Annotated in this window: 24 protein-coding genes and 2 tRNA genes; 9 read left to right on the top strand and 17 right to left on the bottom strand. The window is 29.8% G+C overall.

The annotated features are described in order from the left end of the window. Window positions 1-58: 58 nt before the first annotated feature. From scpA to udk, 7 genes are all read right to left on the bottom strand, one after another. Window positions 59-2182, bottom strand: coding sequence for a methylmalonyl-CoA mutase (scpA, locus tag ACULEV_RS12315; RefSeq protein ID WP_445455353.1), 2124 nt, complete (start codon window positions 2180-2182; stop codon window positions 59-61). Between the two features lie 9 nt (window positions 2183-2191). Next, a complete protein-coding gene (locus tag ACULEV_RS12310; protein ID WP_445455352.1) occupies window positions 2192-2485 on the bottom strand; it encodes a type II toxin-antitoxin system RelE/ParE family toxin in 294 nt (97 codons plus the stop codon). After that, entirely contained in the window at window positions 2475-2708 is a 234-nt protein-coding gene (locus tag ACULEV_RS12305) for a hypothetical protein (protein ID WP_445455351.1), read from the bottom strand. Before ACULEV_RS12305 ends, ACULEV_RS12310 begins: the two co-directional genes overlap by 11 nt. Window positions 2709-2748: 40 nt before the next feature. Next, a complete protein-coding gene (locus ACULEV_RS12300) occupies window positions 2749-3381 on the bottom strand; it encodes a hypothetical protein (protein ID WP_445455350.1) in 633 nt (210 codons plus the stop codon). Then, on the bottom strand, window positions 3381-4742 hold the full coding sequence (locus ACULEV_RS12295; protein ID WP_445455349.1) for a methylmalonyl-CoA mutase subunit beta: 1362 nt from the start codon (window positions 4740-4742) through the stop codon (window positions 3381-3383). The genes ACULEV_RS12300 and ACULEV_RS12295 overlap by 1 nt, the downstream gene beginning before the upstream one ends. Before the next feature lie 129 nt (window positions 4743-4871). Then, window positions 4872-5213: an FtsB family cell division protein gene (locus ACULEV_RS12290; protein WP_445455348.1), complete on the bottom strand. Its 342-nt coding sequence runs from the start codon at window positions 5211-5213 to the stop codon at window positions 4872-4874. Between the two features lie 12 nt (window positions 5214-5225). Beyond that, a complete protein-coding gene (gene udk / locus ACULEV_RS12285; protein ID WP_445455347.1) occupies window positions 5226-5834 on the bottom strand; it encodes a uridine kinase in 609 nt (202 codons plus the stop codon). A gap of 128 nt (window positions 5835-5962) precedes the next feature. Here udk and ACULEV_RS12280 point away from each other — a divergent pair. After that, window positions 5963-6037 (top strand) — tRNA-Pro (locus tag ACULEV_RS12280). A 160-nt stretch (window positions 6038-6197) separates the two neighbouring features. On the opposite strand, the gene ACULEV_RS12275 is transcribed toward ACULEV_RS12280, so the two are convergent. Further along, a tRNA-Met gene (locus ACULEV_RS12275) sits at window positions 6198-6271 on the bottom strand. Window positions 6272-6431: 160 nt separating this feature from the next. On the opposite strand from ACULEV_RS12275, the gene ACULEV_RS12270 reads away from it, so the two are divergent. Both ACULEV_RS12270 and ACULEV_RS12265 read left to right on the top strand, forming a co-directional pair. Then, window positions 6432-6824 carry an START-like domain-containing protein gene (locus ACULEV_RS12270; RefSeq protein ID WP_445455346.1) on the top strand — a complete coding sequence of 131 codons (393 nt, stop codon included), beginning with the start codon at window positions 6432-6434 and terminating at the stop codon, window positions 6822-6824. A 58-nt stretch (window positions 6825-6882) separates the two neighbouring features. Further along, entirely contained in the window at window positions 6883-7725 is an 843-nt protein-coding gene (locus tag ACULEV_RS12265) for an aminotransferase class IV (RefSeq protein ID WP_445455345.1), read from the top strand. Here ACULEV_RS12265 and ACULEV_RS12260 read toward each other — a convergent pair. From ACULEV_RS12260 to ACULEV_RS12240, 5 genes are all read right to left on the bottom strand, one after another. Further along, window positions 7718-8278: a YqgE/AlgH family protein gene (locus tag ACULEV_RS12260; RefSeq protein WP_445455344.1), complete on the bottom strand. Its 561-nt coding sequence runs from the start codon at window positions 8276-8278 to the stop codon at window positions 7718-7720. The two genes, ACULEV_RS12265 and ACULEV_RS12260, sit on opposite strands and share 8 nt — an antisense overlap. Window positions 8279-8396: 118 nt before the next feature. Next, complete coding sequence (locus ACULEV_RS12255; RefSeq protein WP_445458544.1) at window positions 8397-8687, bottom strand: HU family DNA-binding protein; 291 nt, start codon at window positions 8685-8687, stop codon at window positions 8397-8399. A gap of 164 nt (window positions 8688-8851) precedes the next feature. Further along, the gene (gene fmt, locus ACULEV_RS12250) at window positions 8852-9799 is read right to left on the bottom strand and encodes a methionyl-tRNA formyltransferase (RefSeq protein WP_445455343.1); all 948 of its coding nucleotides are present in this window, start codon (window positions 9797-9799) and stop codon (window positions 8852-8854) included. Continuing rightward, entirely contained in the window at window positions 9799-11682 is a 1884-nt protein-coding gene (locus ACULEV_RS12245; RefSeq protein WP_445455342.1) for a RecQ family ATP-dependent DNA helicase, read from the bottom strand. Before ACULEV_RS12245 ends, fmt begins: the two co-directional genes overlap by 1 nt. A 36-nt stretch (window positions 11683-11718) precedes the next feature. Next, window positions 11719-12258, bottom strand: coding sequence for an AAA family ATPase (locus ACULEV_RS12240; protein ID WP_445455341.1), 540 nt, complete (start codon window positions 12256-12258; stop codon window positions 11719-11721). 127 nt (window positions 12259-12385) lie between these two features. On the opposite strand from ACULEV_RS12240, the gene ACULEV_RS12235 reads away from it, so the two are divergent. Genes ACULEV_RS12235 through murA form a run of 3 tightly spaced genes read left to right on the top strand, consistent with a single transcriptional unit; the run spans window position 12386 to window position 14687 of the window. Then, entirely contained in the window at window positions 12386-12670 is a 285-nt protein-coding gene (locus ACULEV_RS12235) for a DUF493 family protein (protein WP_445455340.1), read from the top strand. A 2-nt stretch (window positions 12671-12672) separates the two neighbouring features. Then, on the top strand, window positions 12673-13371 hold the full coding sequence (locus ACULEV_RS12230) for a DUF4290 domain-containing protein (protein ID WP_445455339.1): 699 nt from the start codon (window positions 12673-12675) through the stop codon (window positions 13369-13371). Between the two features lie 5 nt (window positions 13372-13376). Beyond that, window positions 13377-14687: a UDP-N-acetylglucosamine 1-carboxyvinyltransferase gene (gene murA / locus ACULEV_RS12225; protein WP_445455338.1), complete on the top strand. Its 1311-nt coding sequence runs from the start codon at window positions 13377-13379 to the stop codon at window positions 14685-14687. A gap of 61 nt (window positions 14688-14748) precedes the next feature. On the opposite strand, the gene ACULEV_RS12220 is transcribed toward murA, so the two are convergent. The 4 genes from ACULEV_RS12220 to ACULEV_RS12205 form a co-directional block, all read right to left on the bottom strand. Further along, a complete protein-coding gene (locus tag ACULEV_RS12220) occupies window positions 14749-15168 on the bottom strand; it encodes a hypothetical protein (protein WP_445455337.1) in 420 nt (139 codons plus the stop codon). Window positions 15169-15361: 193 nt separating this feature from the next. Further along, complete coding sequence (locus ACULEV_RS12215; protein ID WP_445455336.1) at window positions 15362-17824, bottom strand: DUF5686 and carboxypeptidase regulatory-like domain-containing protein; 2463 nt, start codon at window positions 17822-17824, stop codon at window positions 15362-15364. A 55-nt stretch (window positions 17825-17879) separates the two neighbouring features. Then, on the bottom strand, window positions 17880-18293 hold the full coding sequence (aroQ, locus tag ACULEV_RS12210) for a type II 3-dehydroquinate dehydratase (RefSeq protein WP_445455335.1): 414 nt from the start codon (window positions 18291-18293) through the stop codon (window positions 17880-17882). Window positions 18294-18367: 74 nt separating this feature from the next. Next, complete coding sequence (locus tag ACULEV_RS12205) at window positions 18368-18910, bottom strand: porin family protein (protein WP_445455334.1); 543 nt, start codon at window positions 18908-18910, stop codon at window positions 18368-18370. A 150-nt stretch (window positions 18911-19060) separates the two neighbouring features. On the opposite strand from ACULEV_RS12205, the gene ACULEV_RS12200 reads away from it, so the two are divergent. From ACULEV_RS12200 to ACULEV_RS12190, 3 genes are all read left to right on the top strand, one after another. Continuing rightward, window positions 19061-19567 (top strand): hypothetical protein, encoded by a 507-nt coding sequence (locus tag ACULEV_RS12200; protein ID WP_445455333.1) that lies wholly within the window; start codon window positions 19061-19063, stop codon window positions 19565-19567. A 162-nt stretch (window positions 19568-19729) separates the two neighbouring features. Then, window positions 19730-20326: an outer membrane beta-barrel protein gene (locus ACULEV_RS12195; RefSeq protein ID WP_445455332.1), complete on the top strand. Its 597-nt coding sequence runs from the start codon at window positions 19730-19732 to the stop codon at window positions 20324-20326. Between the two features lie 137 nt (window positions 20327-20463). Continuing rightward, window positions 20464-21063, top strand: a complete 600-nt coding sequence (locus ACULEV_RS12190; RefSeq protein ID WP_445455331.1) for a porin family protein — start codon at window positions 20464-20466, stop codon at window positions 21061-21063. Window positions 21064-21110: the final 47 nt, after the last annotated feature.

Below are 21110 nucleotides of genomic sequence, written 5' to 3'. Positions count from 1 at the left end.
GAAAATAACTGAACTATTTAAACCTGACAGGTTTCTAAAACCTGTCAGGTTTAAATAGTTATTCTTCTAGCAAAATCTCTAAAATACTAATAGCAGCTTCACTAATTTTTGTACCAGGACCAAAAACGGCTACAGCACCAGCATCGAAAAGAAATTGGTAATCTTGTGCAGGAATTACTCCACCTACAATAACCATAATGTCTTCGCGACCATATTTCTTAAGTTCGGCAATTACTTGAGGTACTAATGTTTTGTGTCCTGCAGCTAAAGAAGAAACACCTAGAATGTGTACGTCATTTTCTACCGCTTGTTTAGCAGCTTCTTGAGGAGTTTGAAATAACGGACCAATATCTACATCAAAACCTACATCTGCATAACCTGTTGCGACTACTTTGGCACCACGATCGTGACCATCTTGACCCATTTTGGCAATCATAATACGAGGACGACGACCATCTTTCTTAGCGAAAGCATCGGCTAATTGTTTTGCTTTTTCAAAGCTTACGTCATTTTTTATTTCTTTGCTATACACTCCGCTAAAACTTCTAATTTGCGCTTTATATCTTCCGAATACTTCTTCTAAAGCATCGCTAATTTCTCCAAGAGTAGCTCTATTACGTGCTGCTTCTACTGCTAAAGATAGTAAATTTCCGTTTCCTGTTTTAGCACATTCGGTTAATTTTGCTAAAGAAGAGTTTACTTCTTCAATATTTCTTTCAGATTTTATCTTGGCTAACAACTCTAATTGTTGTTTTCGAACCATTTGATTATCTACATCTAAAATATGCAACGGATCTTCTTTTTCTAAACGGTATTTGTTAACGCCTACAATAATATCTTGTCCACTATCAATGCGAGCTTGCTTTCTAGCAGCGGCTTCTTCAATTCGTAACTTTGGAATTCCTGCTTCGATAGCTTTTGTCATTCCTCCTAGTGATTCTACTTCTTCTATTAAAATCCAAGCTTTTTCTGCAATTTCTGCGGTTAAGCTTTCTACATAATAACTTCCAGCCCAGGGGTCAACTGTTTTACAAATTTTAGTTTCTTCTTGAAGAAAAATTTGTGTGTTTCTAGCAATTCGAGCTGAGAAATCTGTTGGTAAAGCAATTGCTTCATCTAATGCATTAGTATGCAACGATTGTGTTCCTCCAAAAGCAGCAGCAGCAGCTTCAATAGCAGTACGTGCTACATTATTAAAAGGATCTTGTTCTGTTAAACTCCAACCCGAAGTTTGACAATGGGTACGTAATGCTAAAGATTTTTCGTCTTTTGGATTAAATTGTTTTACTAATTTTGCCCAAAGCATTCGACCAGCTCGCATTTTTGCAATTTCCATAAAGTGGTTCATGCCAATAGCCCAAAAGAAGGAAAGACGAGGAGCAAAGGTGTCAATATCCATTCCAGCAGCTAATCCTGTACGAATGTAATCTAAACCATCTGCTAAAGTGTAAGCCAACTCAATATCTGCTGTAGCACCTGCTTCTTGCATGTGGTAACCAGAAATTGAAATGGAATTAAATTTTGGCATATTTTTACTTGTATATTCAAAAATATCTGCAATGATTTTCATGGAAGGAGTAGGAGGATAGATGTAAGTGTTTCTAACCATGAATTCCTTTAAGATATCATTTTGGATGGTTCCTGAAAGTAAATTGGCAGCAACACCTTGTTCTTCAGCAGCTACAATATAGAAAGCCATTATGGGTAAAACAGCACCATTCATCGTCATAGAAACCGACATTTCATCTAATGGAATTTGGTCAAATAAGATTTTCATGTCTTCCACAGAATCGATGGCAACACCAGCTTTTCCAACATCACCCACAACACGCTCATGATCAGAATCATACCCTCTGTGAGTGGCTAAATCAAAGGCAACTGAAAGTCCTTTTTGTCCTGCTGCTAAGTTTCTTCTGTAAAAAGCATTACTTTCTTCGGCAGTAGAAAACCCTGCATATTGACGAACTGTCCAAGGACGACGAACATACATGGTAGCATAAGGACCTCGAAGATTTGGCGTAAAGCCAGCAGCAAAATCTAAATGCTCTACGTTTTCAATATCTTGCTTAGAGTATGTGGGTTTTATTTCTATGTTTTCTGCGGTTAGAAAATTTTCTTTCTCATGAGCTTCTAACTTTGTATTTCTAACTTCTAACTTTAAATGTTGTATGTTTTTTCTCATAGTAATATACTATTTCGGATATTTTTTTGAATCTCTTGACGTATGGAAACAAGAGAGAATTTTTATTTGTTGTTGTTTTTCCTCAATTATGAAAAATAAAATAAAAGGAAAATTTGTTATGGTAATACCTCTGAAATTTTTATATCTTTTTTGATAGTAAGGATTTACTGTAATATTTTGATAAGCTGAATCCAATTGTATATAAAATTTTGAGGCAAGATTTATATTTATTTCAGCATGATATTCTACTGCATTTTCAATTTCAAACTGTGCTCTTTTTGAAATAATTAAATCAAAAACCATATTTTTTTCTAATTTTTTCTAAAGATTCATTTGAAGAAATATATTCCGTTTCTGGTTCTTTTACTCTATTGTCTAGGATTTTTTTTTCACGCTCAGAAAGCATCAAATCATTGTCATTTTTTACTAAAATAATCACTTCAACTTCTTCTGTATTAAAATCTTCGGGTAAAGTAATAGTTATCTGATGATTTTTTACTTTAACAAATTGTCTAATGGCTTCCATAGTTTTTCTTTTTTGAAAGTTACGAAATTTACACTAAAATTTAAAGCCTTATTTTTTCAATATAAGGGTCAAAGTCGAATAAAACTGGTGTTTCTAAATTAACAAAGACACTTTTTTTATTGTAACTGATGAAGTAAACGTATTTGTAAACAGCAACAGTTGCTTTTGGCAATTTTATTTTATAAATCACTTTAAATATGCTTAAATTTTTATTGCCTTTGAATTGAGATTCCATTATTTCAAAAGTAGTTTCTGGATGATTATTAGATTTAATGGCTTTATCTATAATGGCTAACATGTATTTTGCATCAGAATTGTTAAATTCGACATATCTTTCTGGTAAGATGTTTACCATACTTCCACCTTTAAAGTACTCAAAGAAGTATATTTTTCTCCCTGTGTCTTTCACAAATTCCAATCTTTCTTTTTCTGAATTGAAGATAGAAATTTCTCTTGTTCTTTGAATTTCTTTTAAATAATTGCTTTCTGAGATATGCTTAAACTCTTCGGGTAAAAAGATTTTAATTTTTTCTGATTTAATAGTATGATATTTCCCAATTAGCTCTTTTTTTTCAACTCCAGCAATTGTTTCAACTGTTTTCTCGGCAACTTCCTTGCATGATGAAAAGAAAGAAAATAAGATTAATATTATATAGAGGTACTTTTTTATCATTATTCTTGTGCTAATCGTTCTTGTTCCAATTTTTCTGCTAATCGTTTTTCAATTACAGGTGTAATTAACGTTTTTCGTGAATGTGTTTTTACAAATGGGAATAATTCCAAATCATCTTTCATTCTGTCATTTTTGTTAGGATATTTATTAGTTCCTAATAAAATTTCTTTTCCAGAATCGAATAATTCTTGTTCTTTTTCTGCACTTTCTTTTATTTTTCTTTGAATAGTGCCTTCTATTAATTGGGTGATAAAACCTCCATTTACTTCAATATCTTTAAAAAGTGCTAAAGCTTTTTCTGCTAGTTGTTCTGTTAAGGTTTCTATGTAATAAGTTCCATCAGCTGGATTGTTTACTTTGTCGAAATAGCTTTCATTTTTTAAAACTAATAATTGGTTTCTTGCGATTCTATCTCCAAATTCGTTGTCTTTGTGATATAAAGCGTCATAAGGTAAATTAGCAATTGAATTTGCTCCGCCAAGAATGGCACTCATGCACTCGGTTGTGGTGCGAAGCATATTTACATTGTAATCGTATAATGTTTTGTTCCTCTTCGTAGGTGTTGCTAGAATATGACAATCGAAATTATGGTTGTATTCTTTGGCTAATGTATTGAAAAGGATGCGTAAGGCTCTTAGTTTTGCAATTTCAAAAAAGTAATTTGTTCCAACAGATACTTCTATGGTAATAGGTTGATTAATAGTGGAAATTCTATTAAAATATTCGTTAACATGTGCTAAAGTGTAAGCCAATTGTTGGATTATATTTGCTCCAGCATTTTGATAGATTCCTGTTTTTAAGTTTAAAAATGGAATGGTTGTTTTTGAAGTAAGTATGTTTAATTTTTTAAAATCTTTTTCTAGGTTTTCAAACCAATTTCCTTCTTTTACTAATTGGCCAATTGGGTCTATTTGAATGGAAATTTGGGCTTTATTTTTAGTAGCAAAAGCCTCTATTTGATTTACGAAATCGTTTGATAAAAAGGGTAAATAAAAAAAATAGTGGGTATTTTCTAATGGAAGATTTTGCATTAAATCAGTAATAGAAACTGAGTTATTTTCTAATGTAAAACGAATGCTGTTAGCACCTCTATTTAAAGTGTCTATCGCTTTTTTATTAGATTTTGCTACATCATGAACAAAAATGTTTTGTACAATTTTAAATTGGGAAGCATTGGTGTTGACAGAAACTTTATTTTCAAATTCATCTCTATGATAAAAAGGTTTTACTTTTATACCTTCTAAACTTTCCCAAATTAAGGTATCGTTATAATCGGCTCCTTTAAGTTCGAATTGTATTTTTTGTTTCCATTCTTTTGATGAGATGGGAGCAAATTCTTGAAATAATTTTTGACTTTCCATTAGTTATTTTTTTAATGGTTTAAAAAGTTCCTATAGTTTGTATTAGTCCTGATGGGAGCAAACTACCTTGTAGTGCGGACAGCAGGAAAATGGTTTAAAAAAATCGAGAAAGATTGACTCTTATTACAATTAAAAATCATTTTGTTCTTCTTCTTGTTCTCCTTCAAATTCAATAATATAAATATCTTCGTTTTCACGTTTCATGTAGTATTTTTCGCGAGCATATTTTTCAATTTGATCTGGATTTTTTAATTTTTTTATGCGAATACTATCTTTTCTAATTTCGGTTTGATAGTAATCGATGTTGTCTTCTAATTCTTCAATTTGTTTATTTAAGACTCTATGTTCTATTTGTGAATTATTATCTAAAATAAGCATCCATACTATAAAAAAAGCAGATACAATAACATATCTGTTTCCTAATAATTTAAGAAATTTAAATCGGGTTAATATGGCTTTTATTTTTTTCAATTCGATTTAAATTTAATGAATTCGTTGTTTTATAACAGCTCTTACTACATCTATAGCTACAGTATTATATTTGTCATTTGGTATAATGATGTCTGCAAATGCTTTAGTAGGTTCGATGAATTGTTGGTGCATAGGTTTTAATGTGTTTTGATAGCGATTAAGCACTTCTTCCATGTCTCTACCTCTTTCTGCAATGTCACGTTTAAGTCTTCTTATTAATCGTTCATCTGAATCGGCATGTACAAAGACTTTAATATCGAACATTTCTCGAAGTTCGGGATTTGTTAGTATTAAAATGCCTTCCACAATCATTACTTTTCGAGGATGTGTAATGATTGAATCGTCTGTTCTATCGTGTGTAACAAATGAATATATAGGTTGTTCGATAGTTTTTCCTGCTTTTAAATCTTTTAAATGAGCGACTAATAAATCAAAATCGATTGCTCTAGGGTGATCAAAATTTATCTTTGTGCGTTCTTCATAACTAAGATGATGTGTTTCTTTGTAATATGAGTCTTGTGAGATAATCCCAACTTCAGTTGCAGGTAATTCATTCATGATTTGATGTACTACAGTTGTTTTTCCACTTCCTGTTCCACCTGCTATTCCTATTATTAACATTTTGGTTTATTTTATTCGGCAAATTTAAGTATTTGATTTTAATTATATGTCTATATTTTATGAACTAAAAAAAATATATTTTTTATTTGTAGGTGTCATTTTTAGTGTTATATTTGCATCCGCATTCACGGGGTGTAGCGTAGCCCGGTTATCGCGCCTGCTTTGGGAGCAGGAGGTCGCAGGTTCGAATCCTGCCACCCCGACGAAAAGCCTTTCTTTTAAAGAAAGGCTTTTTTTATTTATAACTTGTCTTGAACAGTTCTATTAAAATTTAAAGAATCAAGCTCGAAATTGTGAAAAATTAGTAAAGTGAAGACATAAAAAAAATCCCTAAACAGTTATTGTTTAGGGATTTTTATTTCGTAGCGAAGACGGGAGTTGAACCCGTGACCTCAGGGTTATGAATCCTGCGCTCTAACCAACTGAGCTACCTCGCCATTATGTTTATTGTGCATCTCTGAATGCGGGTGCAAATATATAATTATTTCTCTTTAGTGCAAATATTTTTTTGTAAAATATTTTTTAAATAAAAATCTATTTTTTTCTTTTTGGTTTTTAAGATTATTCTCTATATATTTCCAAAATAAATTTTTTAAAATGGAAGTTAAGTTAAAATACGAATTAGAATTCCCAATTCATGCCTCGCCTTCTTTATTATATCAATATATCTCAACTCCTTCTGGTTTATCTGAATGGTTTGCAGATAATGTTAATTCTAGAGGTGAACTTTTTACATTCATTTGGGATGATTCGGAAGAAAAAGCTAAATTGATTGCAAAACGTTCTGGAGAACGTGTGAAATTTCGTTGGCTAGATGAAGACGGAAATGATACGGATTATTTTTTTGAGATTAAAATTATGGAAGATGAAATCACAAAAGATGTATCTTTAGTGGTGATTGATTTTTCAGAGGAAGATGAGTTGGAAGAGTCTAAATTGCTTTGGGAAAATCAAGTTTCTGACTTAAAACATGTTTTAGGGTCTGTATAAACTAAATTATAAAGAGTATATTTGTCCCGATTTTTTAATCGGGATTTTTTTTATAGCTATGGTAAATTATAATGGGACTATTCTTGAGAATAGCAGTGTTACTATTGAAGGTAATAGAGGTTTTTTATTTGGAGATAGTGTTTTTGAAACGGTAAAAGTTTTAGACAATAAGGTTTTGTTTTTGGAAGATCATTATTTTCGTTTAATGGCTACTATGCGAATTTTTAGAATGGAAATTCCAATGAATTTTACTATGGAATTTTTTGAAGATCAAATTTTGTTATTAGTAGATTCTTTTCAATCTATTACTAATTCATGTAGAGTTCGTTTTTCTGTTTTTAGAGAAGGTACTGGTTTTTATTTGCCTAAAACTAATGATGTTAGTTATATATTAACCATACTGCCTTTAGAAAATGAGTTGTATTTTATTTCTGAAAGCCCTTATGAAGTAGAACTTTATAAAGATGCATATATTACGAAACAATTATTCTCATCTCTTAAGTCTAATAATAAGATTATCCATATTACAGGGAGTATTTTTGCCTCTGAAAATGGTTTTGATAATTGTCTTCTTTTAAATGATGATAAAAATGTAATTGAGACTTTGCAAGGTAATTTATTCATGCGAATGGGAAATACTTTGATAACTCCTCCTATTACAGATGGTTGTTTGAATGGAATTATGCGTAAGCAAATTTTAAGTTTTGCTAAAAAAATAGATGGTTATGAAGTTGTTGAAAAATCGATATCTCCCTTTGATTTACAAAAAGCAGATGAGTTATTTCTAACCAATGTTATTATTGGTATTCAGCCTATAACAAAATATAGAAAGAAAACATTTGAAGTAAGAGTGGCACAGGAACTACTTATAAAGTTAAATGCTTTTGTTCGCTTTAATTAAGAATAGGATCTGAAGGAGCATTTGAAAATAATACATATTCACCACCTAGTTCGTTTATTTTTTCTTTCCAAAAATGTTGAGAAGACTGTGATAATAATTCGCTTTTTTTGTTGTTAGCTGTAATAATCCAAGAGTTTTCTTTTAATTCATTTTCTAATTGATTGATGGCCCAACCACTATATCCTAGAAAAAAACGGATATTCTTTTTTGAAATATCACCTTTATTGATAAGTGTTTTTGTTGTCTCAAAATCACCACCCCAATAAATTCCATTAGCAATTTCTACACTTCCAGGAATAATAGTTGGAATATTGTGAATAAAGTATAAATTGTCTTGTTCAACTGGACCACCATTATAGACTTTAAAGCTAGCATCAATTTCTGGCACTAAGTCGTTAATCGTGTATCCTAATGGTTTGTTAAGAATAAATCCAACAGATCCTTCATTATTGTGCTCTGCTAATAGTATAACCGAACGATTGAATGAAAAATCTCCTAAAGTAGAAGGTTCTGCTATCAGCAAATGTCCTTTTTTGGGTAAAACTGATATCATGAGCAAATTATTTTAACCTAAAATTATCAAAAAAAGTTTACAAAATCAAATATTTCCGATATAAGTTTTAAAAAAAAATCTCGCTTTTGCGAGATTTTTAATTGTATGTAAAAAAATATTATTTGTTTACTGCTCCATCTAATTCAGCACCAGCTTTGAATTTAACTACATTTTTAGCAGCAATTTTAATAGTTTTACCAGTTTGTGGGTTTCTACCATCTCTAGCTGCTCTTTTAGATACAGACCAAGAACCAAAGCCTACTAATGAAACTCTTCCACCTTTTTTCAAAGTTCCTTCAACGTTGCTTAAAAATGATTCTAAAGCTAATTTAGCAGCTGCTTTTGTAATTCCAGCAGAAGCTGCCATTGCATCGATTAATTCTGACTTGTTCATAATAAAATTGTTTATTAATTTGATTAAACTTAAATTATTTCTACACAAATTTAGTTGTATAACTGAATTGTGCAAGTGTTTGCTAGGATTTTACCCTAAAATGTTAATAAAACATGTGTTTTGTTAATAACCTATGTCGATTTTAATCAAAAATACACTTTCATCAGTGTTTGCAAGGCTTAAAAAGCCATTGCGTTTTCTGAAAATTGTATTCCATTTAATAGTTCACTTGACTCCATTTTTCTTTTGCCAGGAAATTGTAAACTATTTATGTGAAGATATCCGTCATGTGTTGCAATTTTAATCTCTTTTTTTGTGGTTAATATTTGTCCAGGTTTATGGTGATGCGTTTCGTTTTCAAATTTAACATCATATAGCTTTACATTCCATTCGTTTTCATTGTCTTTAATGAAGGTCCAAGCTGCAGGATATGGATTTAATCCTCTAATTAAATTGTAAATTTGATTTCCGTTTTTATTCCAATCTATTTTGCAGTTTTCCTTATTTAATTTATAAGCTGTTTTAATCTCTGAAATTTCTTCTTGTAAGGTTGTTTTTACATTGCCTTCTGAAATCATTTTTAAAGTAGCTATGACAGTTTCGCCTCCAATATGCATTAATCTATCATGTAATTCTCCTACAGTTTCGGAGTTGCTTATTTCTGTTTCTCTATGGAGAATCATAGCACCAGTATCAATCTTATCATCTATGAAAAAAGTTGTTACTCCAGTTTTGGTTTCTCCATTTATAATCGCCCAATTAATTGGTGCAGCTCCTCTGTATTGAGGTAATAAAGAAGCATGTAAATTAAATGTGCCATATTTAGGCATTTTCCAAACAACTTCGGGAAGCATTCTGAAAGCTACTACAACTTGCAAGTTAGCTTTAAGGCTTTTTAATTCAGTTAAAAAATCTTCAGACTTTAAATTAGTTGGCTGTAATAATCGTAAGTTTTTTTCTAATGCAAATTGTTTAACTGCACTCCTATTTATTTTTTGTCCTCTACCAGCTGGTTTGTCTGGAGCGGTTATAACACCAACGATTTCATAGTTGTTATTGTATATTGTGTTGAGAATACCAACGGCAAAGTCTGGTGTTCCCATAAATACGATTCTTAATTTTTCCATTATAATAGATAATATTGATTGTATTGATTAATGGCTATTACATTCTTTTCAAGCAAAGTTTGAATTGCAAAGATAGTTTCTTCTGAACTTATAGCAAGTAGGGTTTCTATTTCTCTAGAATTTAATTTTTTCTGTTGAAGCAACTCTGTAATTTGATTAATTAGCTCTAGATTTGCATTGTTTTTTTGAGAAATACAATAGGAACAGATACCACAATTATTGGTTTCTTTTTCATCGAAATATTGCATTAATAGTTTACTCTTACATGTATCTTTTGAAATGTAATTGATAACACTTTTTAATTGGTTTACTTTTAATTCGTTTTGTTTTTCAAGTAGTTTTGAAATTCGATTGATTGTTAAAGCATCTTCTCTAACTTCGTTAAAAGTAATTCGACTATCATTATTTTGTATTAATAAGGTAATGCAGTTGTTTTTTTCTAATTCTAAAATTGTTTTTAATACTTTCTTTTCATTGGTGCCAACCTTTTTAGCTATTAAAGCAATATTAATTAGGGTTTCTAATTCAAAAATACCAGGATATGTTCTTAATATAGTTGTGATTATGTCTTCTGATTTTGAATTTAGGCTCATATATCGAATTACTTCTTTACTAGGAACAATAAACTGAAGACTTATTTTTTCAGAAAATTCATTTTGAAGTGTAATTATAGCTTGACGGTCTAAATATTGTAAGGCATTAAATGTTTTTAAAATAGGGTAGTTGTATTGAGCGCAAAACTGATTTAGATTAAAATTAAATTGTTCGTTAAACCCTTCTCCATAAGCAATCTGGAAGTAATTGTTTAATTTAATGTAAATTTCTTTTAAGAACACTTTGTCAGGTAATGAAGCTAGAAATTGTTTTTTAGCAATTTCAATATCACCTACGCTTACTAGTAAAACACCAAAAGCCTTTTCATCATTTCTTCCAGCTCTACCTACTTCTTGATAGTAGTTTTCTAGATTTTCTGGAAGTTGCGTGTGAATTACTGTTTTTACATCTGGTTTATCAATTCCCATTCCAAATGCATTAGTGGCAACTATGACTTGAACTTCATTTTGCATCCAAAGTGACATGTTCTTTTCTTTTTCTTTTATGGGTAAACCACCATGAAAATAAGTACTAGTTAGTCCAATTTTTTGAAGTTGATTTGCAATTTCAATACATGATTTTCTATTACGTACATAAATAATACTTGACTGAGGATTTTTTGTAAGTATTTGTTTAAGTTTATAAAATTTGTCTTCAGTTTCAATAACATGGTAAGCCAAATTGGATCGTGTAAAAGATTTTTTAAATAGAACAGGTTGCTCAAGTGCTAAATTTTCAATAATGTCTTTTTGAACCCTAATTGTTGCTGAAGCTGTTAAAGCTAAAAAGGGAACTTTTGGAAAATGAATTTTTAATTGTTTTATCTTTAGATAGGAAGGTCTAAAATCATGCCCCCATTGGCTTACACAATGTGCTTCATCTATTGCTATTAAATTTATAGGTAATTGTTTTAATCTTTCAATTATCCAATCTTGTTGCAATCTTTCAGGTGAAAGATATAAGAATTTATAATTTCCATATTCACAATTGTCTAATAATTCTATAGTATCATTTTGTGAAATGCCACCTAAAAGAGCAATGGCTTTTATGTTTTTATTTTGTAAATTTTGAACTTGATCTTTTATAAGCGCTATCAAAGGAGAAATAACGATACATAATCCTTTCTTTTGCATTCCAGGAATTTGATAACATATCGATTTTCCTCCACTAGTGGGTAATAATGCAAAAGTGTCATTGCCTTTTAAAACAGAATTAATAATTTCTTCTTGAAGGTCTCTAAAAGAGCTGTGTTTCCAATATTTTTGTAGAATTTGTAAAGATTCGGACATTCCTTAATTTAAATTGCTTTGGCTAAATTTACAAAATTATTTAGTAATCTTATCCATTAAGAAAGCAACTCTATTGTCTACAGAATCTTTTGGAACTTCGATTAATTGATAGCCATATTCATTATATGTTTTTTCTAAATGCGTATGAATTAAAACAGCTTCTTCATAAGATTCATAACGCTCTTTATCGCTTATATAAATTTCTTCCCAAGGAGGTAAAACGAAAACCCTAGAATATTTATTTTCAAGACAAGCTTTGTGAAAAGCATCTGGATAAGAATTTCCTACATAATTCATATAAGCAATAACATCTGGCAAACCTCTATCTATAAAAACTATTTCAGTAGATTCTTTTTTTGCTTGTTTATATTGATTAATTCTCCCTTCTAATAATAACTCACTAAAAAGTAAGGGTTGTTCAAGAAACAATTGTTCAATGCCATCATTTTGCGCTTTTTTTATAATTTCTCTAGAAACTTCTGGATAGCAAATATATCCTTTATTAGTAAGAGCATTTATTAAAGTTGTTTTTCCAGAACTAGGTCCACCTATCAAAACTATTATTTCTTTCTCCATTCCATTTAAAAAATAAAAGGCAAAAGTAAGTTTTTTTTAAAAATCTAATCTATAAATTAAATTTATGTTCTTCAAAATATTTATTCTTAACTTAAAAAAGTATATTTGCTACTCTAAAAAAATGAAGATGGATAAGAAAACGGAAGACTTTTACATTCGTTTGAAAGAAGAATTGGCTAATAATTCTAGTTGGCCTTCAGAATATTTATTTAAATTTATTGTTCCTTCAGATGCTACAAAAGTTGAAACAGTTGAAAATGCTTTCAATGAAATGGGAGCGGTTATAAATACAACACAGTCAAAAACAGGAAAGTACACTAGTGTATCTATTAGTGTTCAAATGGAAGATCCACAGAGTGTAATTGATAAATATCAAGAATTAGCTGTTGTGGATGGAATCATATCATTATAATTATGGAAGTAAAAACAGAAGCGGTATCGCAATTAGAGTATAATTCATTACGCGAGCAATTAATTATTCCAGAATATGGAAGACATTTGCAAAAATTAATTGATCAAGTAACAGAAATTAAAGATAGAGAAGAACGAAATAAGGCTGCTAAATATGTTATTTCGGTAATGGGTTCTTTGAATCCCCATTTAAGAGATGTTCCTGATTTTCAACATAAATTATGGGATCAATTGTTTATTATGTCAGATTTTAGATTAGACGTAGATTCTCCATATCCTATTCCTTCAAGAGAAGTCTTAAATCAGCGACCAGAAATTTTAAAATATCCACAGAATTTCCCTAAATATCGTTTTTATGGAAATAATATTACATACATGATAGATGTGGCTATGAAGTGGGAAGAAGGTGATTTGAAAAATGCTTTAATTTTGGTCATTGCTAACCACATGAAAAAATGTTATTTGAGCTGGAATAAAGAAACAGTGGAGGATGAAGTTATTTTTCAACATTTATTAGAATTATCAGACGGGAAAATTAATTTATTTCAATCTAATGAAGAACTTTCTAATTCACATAATTTAATGAAAGTGAATAAGAAGATGTCTAATAAGTCTCAGTTTAATGCTAATAGCAAAAATTCGAATCCAAAAATTCACAAGAAAAAAAATAATTTACCCCCAAAAAATCATAAAAGAAATTAAGTTTCATGGGAACATTCAAAATAGAAGGTGGAAAAGCACTTAAAGGTGAAATTACTCCTCAAGGAGCTAAGAATGAAGCATTACAGGTTTTATGTCCTGTATTATTGACTTCTGAAAAAGTTAGGGTTACAAATATTCCCGATATTATTGATGTTAATAAATTAATTACTCTTTTGGGTAATTTAGGAGTTAAAATCCAAAAGAATGGAGTTGGAGATTATACATTTCAAGCCGATGAGGTTAATGTGGATTATCTTAAAACGGAAGCTTTTAAAAAAGAAGGAGGAAGTTTAAGAGGTTCAATTATGATTGTTGGTCCTTTATTAGCTCGTTTTGGTTGTGGTTATATTCCAAAACCTGGAGGTGATAAAATAGGTCGTCGACGTTTGGATACTCACTTTGAAGGATTTATTAATCTTGGAGCAAAATTTAGATATGAAAGAGAAGACCATTTTTATGGTGTTGAAATAGATGGAAAATTGAAAGGAGCATATATGTTGCTTGATGAAGCCTCAGTTACTGGAACGGCAAATATTGTTATGGCTGCAGTTTTAGCTGAAGGTACAACTACAATTTACAATGCAGCTTGCGAACCATATTTGCAACAGTTGTGTAAAATGTTGAACTCGATGGGCGCTAAAATTAAAGGTATTGGTTCTAATTTGTTAACCATTGAAGGTGTCGAAAAATTAGGAGGTTGCGAGCATAGAATTCTTCCAGATATGATTGAAATAGGGTCTTGGATTGGTCTTGCAGCTATGACAAGAAGTGAAATTACTATCAAAAATGTAAGTTGGGACAATCTAGGTCAAATACCTAATGTATTTAGAAAACTAGGAATTACTTTAGAACGTAAAGGAGACGATATTTATATTCCAGCACATAAAGACGGATATGAAATTAAGACAGATATTGATGGTTCAATTTTAACTGTTGCTGATGCTCCATGGCCAGGATTTACTCCAGATTTGCTAAGTATTGTTTTGGTTGTAGCAACGCAAGCAAAAGGAGATGTGTTAATTCATCAAAAAATGTTTGAAAGTAGATTGTTCTTTGTAGATAAATTAATTGATATGGGTGCCAAAATTATGCTATGTGATCCACATAGAGCTGTAGTTATGGGACATAATTTTCAATCTCAATTAAAAGCAACCACTATGAGTTCTCCAGATATTCGTGCTGGGATTTCATTATTGATTGCTGCTTTAACAGCAAAAGGGTCAAGTACCATTCAAAATATTGAACAAATAGATAGAGGTTATGAAAGAATTGATGAAAGATTGAGAGCTATCGGTGCAAATATTGTAAGAGTATAGAATAAATTCTAAAATATAAAAAAAGCAAATTCCAATTAATATTAATTGGAATTTGCTTTTTTTATTTAAGCCATCCTTTTTTGATTGCATTTTTGGAGTACCAAATTAAAAATAATCCAATAATAGGAATCATAATTGTCATTACTAATTCAAAGCTATTAAATTCGGCTATTTCAAATCGCATAAAAGCATCAATGTTTTGGACGATAATACTTATAAAAGAAATTACAAAAAAGGTATAAGCTATCTTTTTACGAATTAAAAGCGCTATACAACCAATAGTAGCTGCAAAAACAGCAATTGCAAAAGCAGCAGTTGACCAAGCTGGTGTTGCGTCAAGTAAAGCAAGCCTTTCTGGTGTTAATCCACTTCTAACAGAATCTGATTTAAATGCCATAAGAAGGTACTGATTCACACCCATTAAATTCCATAAAAGTGCAATTACACTTATTATCCAAAAGGAAGTTTTTGGTTTTGTCATAGTTAAAATATTTTGGTTAGTTATAGTAAATGTATAAAAAAAATCCAAATTTTCAATTTCTTGATATTTGGATTTTATTGTTTTATTTTAAATTGTAATTAATTCATTATGATTTGTTTAGGATTAAAATGAATTCGTCTTTTTCTTTTAGACTTTAGTTTTTTATATAATTACAATAATAATACTTTATTCATCAAAAACGCAATCCAAACATAATTCCATCACCTTGGAAGCCATTTTGATAAGCTCTTACATAGTCAATTCGTAGAAATCGAAACTTACCAAAACCAATATTGTCAAAACCAACACTAAATTCTTGATAGGGTTTAGTATTAGGAACATTAATTTGGTGAAAACCACCTACTAAATTCCATTGTAATTTATTTAATAACGGAATTTTATTCATAATATAGCCTTTAAAATTGTGTTGTAAATGAGTTTCTAAATAGGCATCATTAGTAGAATTTGTATAATAAGGTAATAAATTAAAGGCATTTAAATAATTTCCTCTAAAATTTACATGAGTTTGATTGCCATTAAAATGTTTGTAATCGATGAAAGAAATATTATCTGCATTAAAGAATTTTCCACCTCTTACATTTGCTGAAAATTCTCCTTTATTACCAAAAGTTTTATCATAATCAATTCGAGCGGCAACAAAATCATAATTATAATTTGAATTTGTTCCACCAAAACCTTTTTCGTAAGCAAAACTTAAAACTGGATATTTGTCGTTTTGAATGTTGATTTTTCCATCTGGTCTTGAAATGTATTTTTGACCAAATCGTATTCTAGTTGATAAATTGGCTTTATAAATACTGTGCTTTTCAAAACCAGAAGTATAATTGTACGGTTGTAAAGGATCGTTTGAAGTGTAAATGTCATCACTTTTTATAATCGAGTGGTCTGTATTGTTAAATAAAGCATGTCTATTTTCATAAGATAATTTACCATTAATAAAAATACCATTTACAAGTTCTTGTCCGTAATTAATTTCAGCAAATTCTTTATTGTATAATTTCATGAAATTGTTCTTAAAGAAAAGAGTGCTTACAGAATTTACAAAATTAGGAATTGGTTCATTGCTATTAAATTGGCTTACAGTACTTCCACCAGTAATGGAAAAATTCGCATAATTTTTATTGTTAAATCGATGATAAAAACGACCTATAACTCTTAATCGATCTTCTGCAAAACCATAGTTAAATGTTGAGTTTATTGAAGTAAATTTGCCTGTTTCCTCATTCCATTTTCTAAAAGAAAAACCACTGTCTAAATTCCAACCTTGAACCGTGTTAAAACTTAAGGATGAAAAATTTAAAACGCCTTGATAACTTAGATTCCAATTTTTATGTGAATTTTTATAAGTATAACCACTTATAATATCAAAGAATTTAAATTTATTTGATTTAGCATCAATAGAATCTAAATAAGTTTTTGATTTTCGAATGGTTTGAATACTATCTTTTTTTGTGTAATTTTTAGATTCTTCTTCAGTAAGAGGAACAGGTCTTGTAGTTTGCCAAAATGAATCTTCTTTTTTATTCGCATTTTCTGCAAAAGTTACTATCTCTTTTCCAAAAGTTTTCTTTTCGAAATTCTTTTTGAATTTGTAATTACTAAATACATGTGTAAATTTCCCTGTAAATTTCATTCCAAAAATTCCAGCATCAAAATCTAGAGACTGAACGTTTTTAACCCATAATTTTTCTTCTGTATTGTAGCTAAAATTTTGAATTAATTTCATGGTTTCAAGAATGGGTTGTTGCATTCTATATCCTTTAATATCTAAATCAATTCCATAAATTGCCCAAGTGTCTTCTACAATATAAATATAACCTTCAAAAACAGGTTCTTTGTCTCTTTTTGGTGTTACATTAATTTTATTAATTAACTGATTTTTATCGTCATAAAAAGTACTCTCTAATTTATACTTATAATAGTTAAAAGCATTGTCTGCAATAGGAGAGACCATGTTAATGCCAAAATTGACATAGTTTTCGTAAAAATCATAATTAGTATTCAATGCAGTGTTATAACTAAAACCGTTATCGTCACCAGCTATTTTAGAAGCAATAATTTCTTCTTTTAAGTTGTTTGGTTTTTCAAATTTTATTTTAGAAACAGTTTCAGACAAATAAATAACACCACTTCTGGTAGAATCTAAGCTTCCTTCCATGTCACCTACGTCGATACCCATGATTTTTTTTGGAATATCTTTTACTCTAAAAATACCTCTCGAATAAAAATCGGCTTCAAATTTATCAGTTTTATCAGCGTTTATTTTCTTATTAGCTATAGCTTTTTTTATAATTTCATTAGCTGGATTAATACCATTTTGAACAATAACTTCGTTTAATTGAAAATCTTCTTCCTGTAAGGTAACATCAAACTCATAAGGAAATTGACTAATATTTAAAATTTGTTTTTGGGTTTTATATCCTAAATATTGAAACAATAAAGAAACGTTTTTTGAAGCGGTGTAGTTTAACTCATATTTTCCATTTTCATTAGTAGTTGTTCCTATATAAGTGTTTTCTACATAAATATTTACATAAGGTAATGGGTTTCCATTTGTATCTTTTACTGTTCCTTTTATTTGCGATAGCATAAAACTAGTGGATAAAAGGAATAATAGCGAAAATATATTCTTCATTGTTTGTTAGGTATTTATTTAATAGACGGTTTTGTAAAGTAAATAGTTGTATGATTTATAAAAAATAATGAACAGCTAATTCATAACTTTTTAATCCAAAACCAATGATTACACCTTTTGCATTTGGTGAAATATAAGATTGGTGTCTAAATTCTTCTCTGGAGAATGTATTAGAAATGTGCACTTCAATAACAGGTGTTGTAATTCCTTTTATGGCATCACCTATACCTATAGAAGTATGTGTGTATGCACCAGCGTTTACTATAATTCCATCATAAGTAAAACCTACTTCATGTATCTTATCAATTAATTCGCCTTCTATATTACTTTGATAGTAGGCAAAAGAGATTTCCGGAAATTTATTTTCTAAAGTTACTAAGTAATCTTCAAAAGTTAAGTTGCCATATATTTCTGGTTCTCGTTTTCCTAGTAGATTAAGGTTTGGTCCATTAAGTATTAATAATTTCATGTAGTATAGATTTTGAGTAAAAATAAAAAAACCATTCGTTAGTTGAATGGTTTTATAAAAAGTTTATGACTTTTTTAAAAGAGAATTCCTGCAGAAAGTTGGAAAACGCTATTCTTTGCTTCAGCATTCTTTGAAATTTCACTAAGGCCAAGTATGTACCTTGCCTGAACAAAAATACTTTCGGTTAATTTTAAACCTAATCCACCATCAACTGCAAAATCAAATGTATTATAATCGTTAAAATCAAATTCATCTTTCTTACTTAATAGAAAGGAAGCTTGCGGACCAATTTCTAAAGAGAGACTTTCGCTCAAATTCAATTTTGCAAGAAGAGGAATGGATAAATAACCTAATTCATTTTTAAACTCACTAATAGCATTTTCATAAGAGGCACCTTGTGTAGAATACAATAATTCTGGTTGCAAGGCAAATGATTTTGTAAGTTTAATTGTGGTAATAATACCTGCATGATAACTAGTTATAGCATCTGTCTTTATAGAAGTATCAGTAAAATTAGCATAATTTAAACCTCCTTTTATCCCTATCTTAAGGGTTTGACTATTACCATTTTGCAAAGCAAATAGTAAAACTATTGTTAAAAAAAGTTTATTTTTCATGTTTTTGTGTGTTTATGAATTTATTTAAAACGTTGATTTTTAGTAAATAACGTTTTTGTTGTTCAAAAAATTGTTAATAAAGACTAGTTTTTTATAAGAATCTTTAAAAAAATAATATAAATTTGTTATAATAACTAAAATTTAATAAAAATGAAAAAATTATTATTCGCTGCAGTTGCAGTATTCGCATTTGGTGCTGCAAACGCACAAGAAGGTGGATTTAAAGCTGGCATACATGCTGGATTGCCAATGGGAGATATCAAAGATGCATATTCTCTTAATTTAGGGTTAGATGTTGCTTATTTATGGAATGTTGGTGAGGGATTTGATGTAGGAGCTACAACAGGTTATTCAACTTATTTAGGTAAAACTGAAACTATAGACTATGGTTTCGGATCTTTAGAGGTTGAATACGAAAACATGAGTTTTATACCAGTAGCTGCAACTGCTCAATATTCATTATCTGAAATGTTATTTATTGGTGCTGATTTAGGCTATGCAATTGGTGTTAGTGAGGATAACGACGGAGGTTTTTTATATCAACCAAAATTTGGTTACCAAGCTGAAAAATTTGAAGCTTATTTAGGTTATAAAGGAATTTCAATGGATGGAGGAACTGCTTCTTCATTAAATGTTGGATTTGCTTACAAATTCTAAATATTTCTTAGAAAAATATTTAAAAATCCCGTAAAAGCAGGATTTTTTGTTTTTGATTATCAATGAGTTATGTTTTTTATGTTTTTTTTAATACTTTTTTTCTTGCTGGAAAATAAATATTATATAAATTCGCATTCTCAAAAATTTAAAATTAATTAAAAAATGAAAAAATTATTATTCGCTGCAGTAGCAGTATTCGCATTTAGCTTTGCTAATGCACAAGAAGAATCTACAGATGGAGGTTTTTCTCAAGGAGATGTTTTTGTTTCAGGATCTGTTGGTTTTGGTTCAGAAAAAACTGGTGATGCTAAATCTAGTGATTTTACTTTTTCTCCAGCTGTTGGTTATTTTGTAACTGAAAACATTGCTGTTGGTGTTAGATTAGATTTAACTTCTGGTAAAGAAGAATTTGGTGGAGGTGCTGAAGATAAAACTAGTTCTTTCGGAGCTGACGTTTTTGGTAGATATTATTTTACTCCTGCTTCTAAGTTTTCATTATTTGGTGAATTAGCAGTTGGTATTGGTTCTACTAAAGAAGAGCCAGCATCAGGAGGTGAATTTAAATCTAAAACTTTTGGTGTTAATGCTGGTGTAGGTGTTAACTATTTCTTATCTAGTAACTGGGCTATTGAAGCTGGTTGGGCTGGATTAGGTTATAATAGTGATGATAATGGAGGTGACGGAGCAGATAAAACTAATTCTTTTGGGTTAAATGTTGATTTATCTTCAATCAATTTTGGATTAGTTTACAAATTCTAATTTGTAATTAATTGATATTTAAAATCCCGCAAAAGCGGGATTTTTTTGTTATAAATACTTTTTTTTTAAAACATAAACTTTCTTTTTGATAAGGAATTTTTATTTAGATTTGCGCTCTAAAATTTAAAATTAATAAAATGAGAAAAGTGTTTTTTGCGATGGTGGTACTTAGTATGTTTAGTACTATTTGTATTGCTCAAGAGAGAAGTAAAGGGGATGTGGAATTAACACCAATAATTGGATATGCAAGTTCTAATTATTATGGAGAAAAGGAATTGAATAATTCTAATCTTTCAAGTGTTTCATTTGGAGTTGATGCAGATTATTTTTTTAATGATAGATGGAGTTTAAGATCAGGATTAATTTACCAAACTATGGGTTCTAAAGTCACTAGTTATTATTCAGAAAAATTAAATTATTTAACTTTACCTATAAATGCAAACTGGCATTTTGGTTCTACTAGAAAATGGAATTTAAATTTTGGTCCAAATTTAGGCTTTTTAATGTCGGCCAAAAGCGAAGATAGAAATGTAAGTAGAGATATAAAAGATGCTGCTAATGGTTTGCAACTTGGTTTGGCTTATGGAATTGGTTATAAAATTGAAGTTAATGAAAAATTCAGTATTTTAATTGACTATCAAGGAATGACAGGTCTTTCAGATGTTCCTAAGGATAGTAATTATACAATTAAAAACGCTTACAGTTCATTTAATGTGGGTGGAGTGTTTAAAATATAGTATTTTTATTAAGTAAAATACCTTTTCCCGAGTTTTAACTCGGGATT

This window comes from Flavobacterium sp. HNIBRBA15423, assembly GCF_052655965.1.
Note: the sequence above shows the minus strand (reverse complement) of the source record. Positions and strands in the feature narration are given on the sequence as shown.

Bases quoted from the DNA above. Each gene is read 5' to 3' on its own strand.
- scpA (WP_445455353.1), bottom strand. From the start codon at position 2,182: ATGAGAAAAAACATACAACATTTAAAGTTAGAAGTTAGAAATACAAAG.
- ACULEV_RS12295 (WP_445455349.1), bottom strand. From the start codon at position 4,742: ATGGAAAGTCAAAAATTATTTCAAGAATTTGCTCCCATCTCATCAAAA.
- ACULEV_RS12270 (WP_445455346.1), top strand. From the start codon at position 6,432: ATGGAAGTTAAGTTAAAATACGAATTAGAATTCCCAATTCATGCCTCG.
- udk (WP_445455347.1), bottom strand. From the start codon at position 5,834: ATGTTAATAATAGGAATAGCAGGTGGAACAGGAAGTGGAAAAACAACT.
- murA (WP_445455338.1), top strand. From the start codon at position 13,377: ATGGGAACATTCAAAATAGAAGGTGGAAAAGCACTTAAAGGTGAAATT.
- ACULEV_RS12310 (WP_445455352.1), bottom strand. From the start codon at position 2,485: ATGGTTTTTGATTTAATTATTTCAAAAAGAGCACAGTTTGAAATTGAA.
- ACULEV_RS12245 (WP_445455342.1), bottom strand. From the start codon at position 11,682: ATGTCCGAATCTTTACAAATTCTACAAAAATATTGGAAACACAGCTCT.
- ACULEV_RS12265 (WP_445455345.1), top strand. From the start codon at position 6,883: ATGGTAAATTATAATGGGACTATTCTTGAGAATAGCAGTGTTACTATT.
- ACULEV_RS12205 (WP_445455334.1), bottom strand. From the start codon at position 18,910: ATGAAAAATAAACTTTTTTTAACAATAGTTTTACTATTTGCTTTGCAA.
- ACULEV_RS12230 (WP_445455339.1), top strand. From the start codon at position 12,673: ATGGAAGTAAAAACAGAAGCGGTATCGCAATTAGAGTATAATTCATTA.
- ACULEV_RS12220 (WP_445455337.1), bottom strand. From the start codon at position 15,168: ATGACAAAACCAAAAACTTCCTTTTGGATAATAAGTGTAATTGCACTT.
- aroQ (WP_445455335.1), bottom strand. From the start codon at position 18,293: ATGAAATTATTAATACTTAATGGACCAAACCTTAATCTACTAGGAAAA.
- ACULEV_RS12190 (WP_445455331.1), top strand. From the start codon at position 20,464: ATGAGAAAAGTGTTTTTTGCGATGGTGGTACTTAGTATGTTTAGTACT.
- ACULEV_RS12305 (WP_445455351.1), bottom strand. From the start codon at position 2,708: ATGGAAGCCATTAGACAATTTGTTAAAGTAAAAAATCATCAGATAACT.
- fmt (WP_445455343.1), bottom strand. From the start codon at position 9,799: ATGGAAAAATTAAGAATCGTATTTATGGGAACACCAGACTTTGCCGTT.
- ACULEV_RS12200 (WP_445455333.1), top strand. From the start codon at position 19,061: ATGAAAAAATTATTATTCGCTGCAGTTGCAGTATTCGCATTTGGTGCT.
- ACULEV_RS12300 (WP_445455350.1), bottom strand. From the start codon at position 3,381: ATGATAAAAAAGTACCTCTATATAATATTAATCTTATTTTCTTTCTTT.
- ACULEV_RS12235 (WP_445455340.1), top strand. From the start codon at position 12,386: ATGGATAAGAAAACGGAAGACTTTTACATTCGTTTGAAAGAAGAATTG.
- ACULEV_RS12240 (WP_445455341.1), bottom strand. From the start codon at position 12,258: ATGGAGAAAGAAATAATAGTTTTGATAGGTGGACCTAGTTCTGGAAAA.
- ACULEV_RS12215 (WP_445455336.1), bottom strand. From the start codon at position 17,824: ATGAAGAATATATTTTCGCTATTATTCCTTTTATCCACTAGTTTTATG.
- ACULEV_RS12260 (WP_445455344.1), bottom strand. From the start codon at position 8,278: ATGATATCAGTTTTACCCAAAAAAGGACATTTGCTGATAGCAGAACCT.
- ACULEV_RS12195 (WP_445455332.1), top strand. From the start codon at position 19,730: ATGAAAAAATTATTATTCGCTGCAGTAGCAGTATTCGCATTTAGCTTT.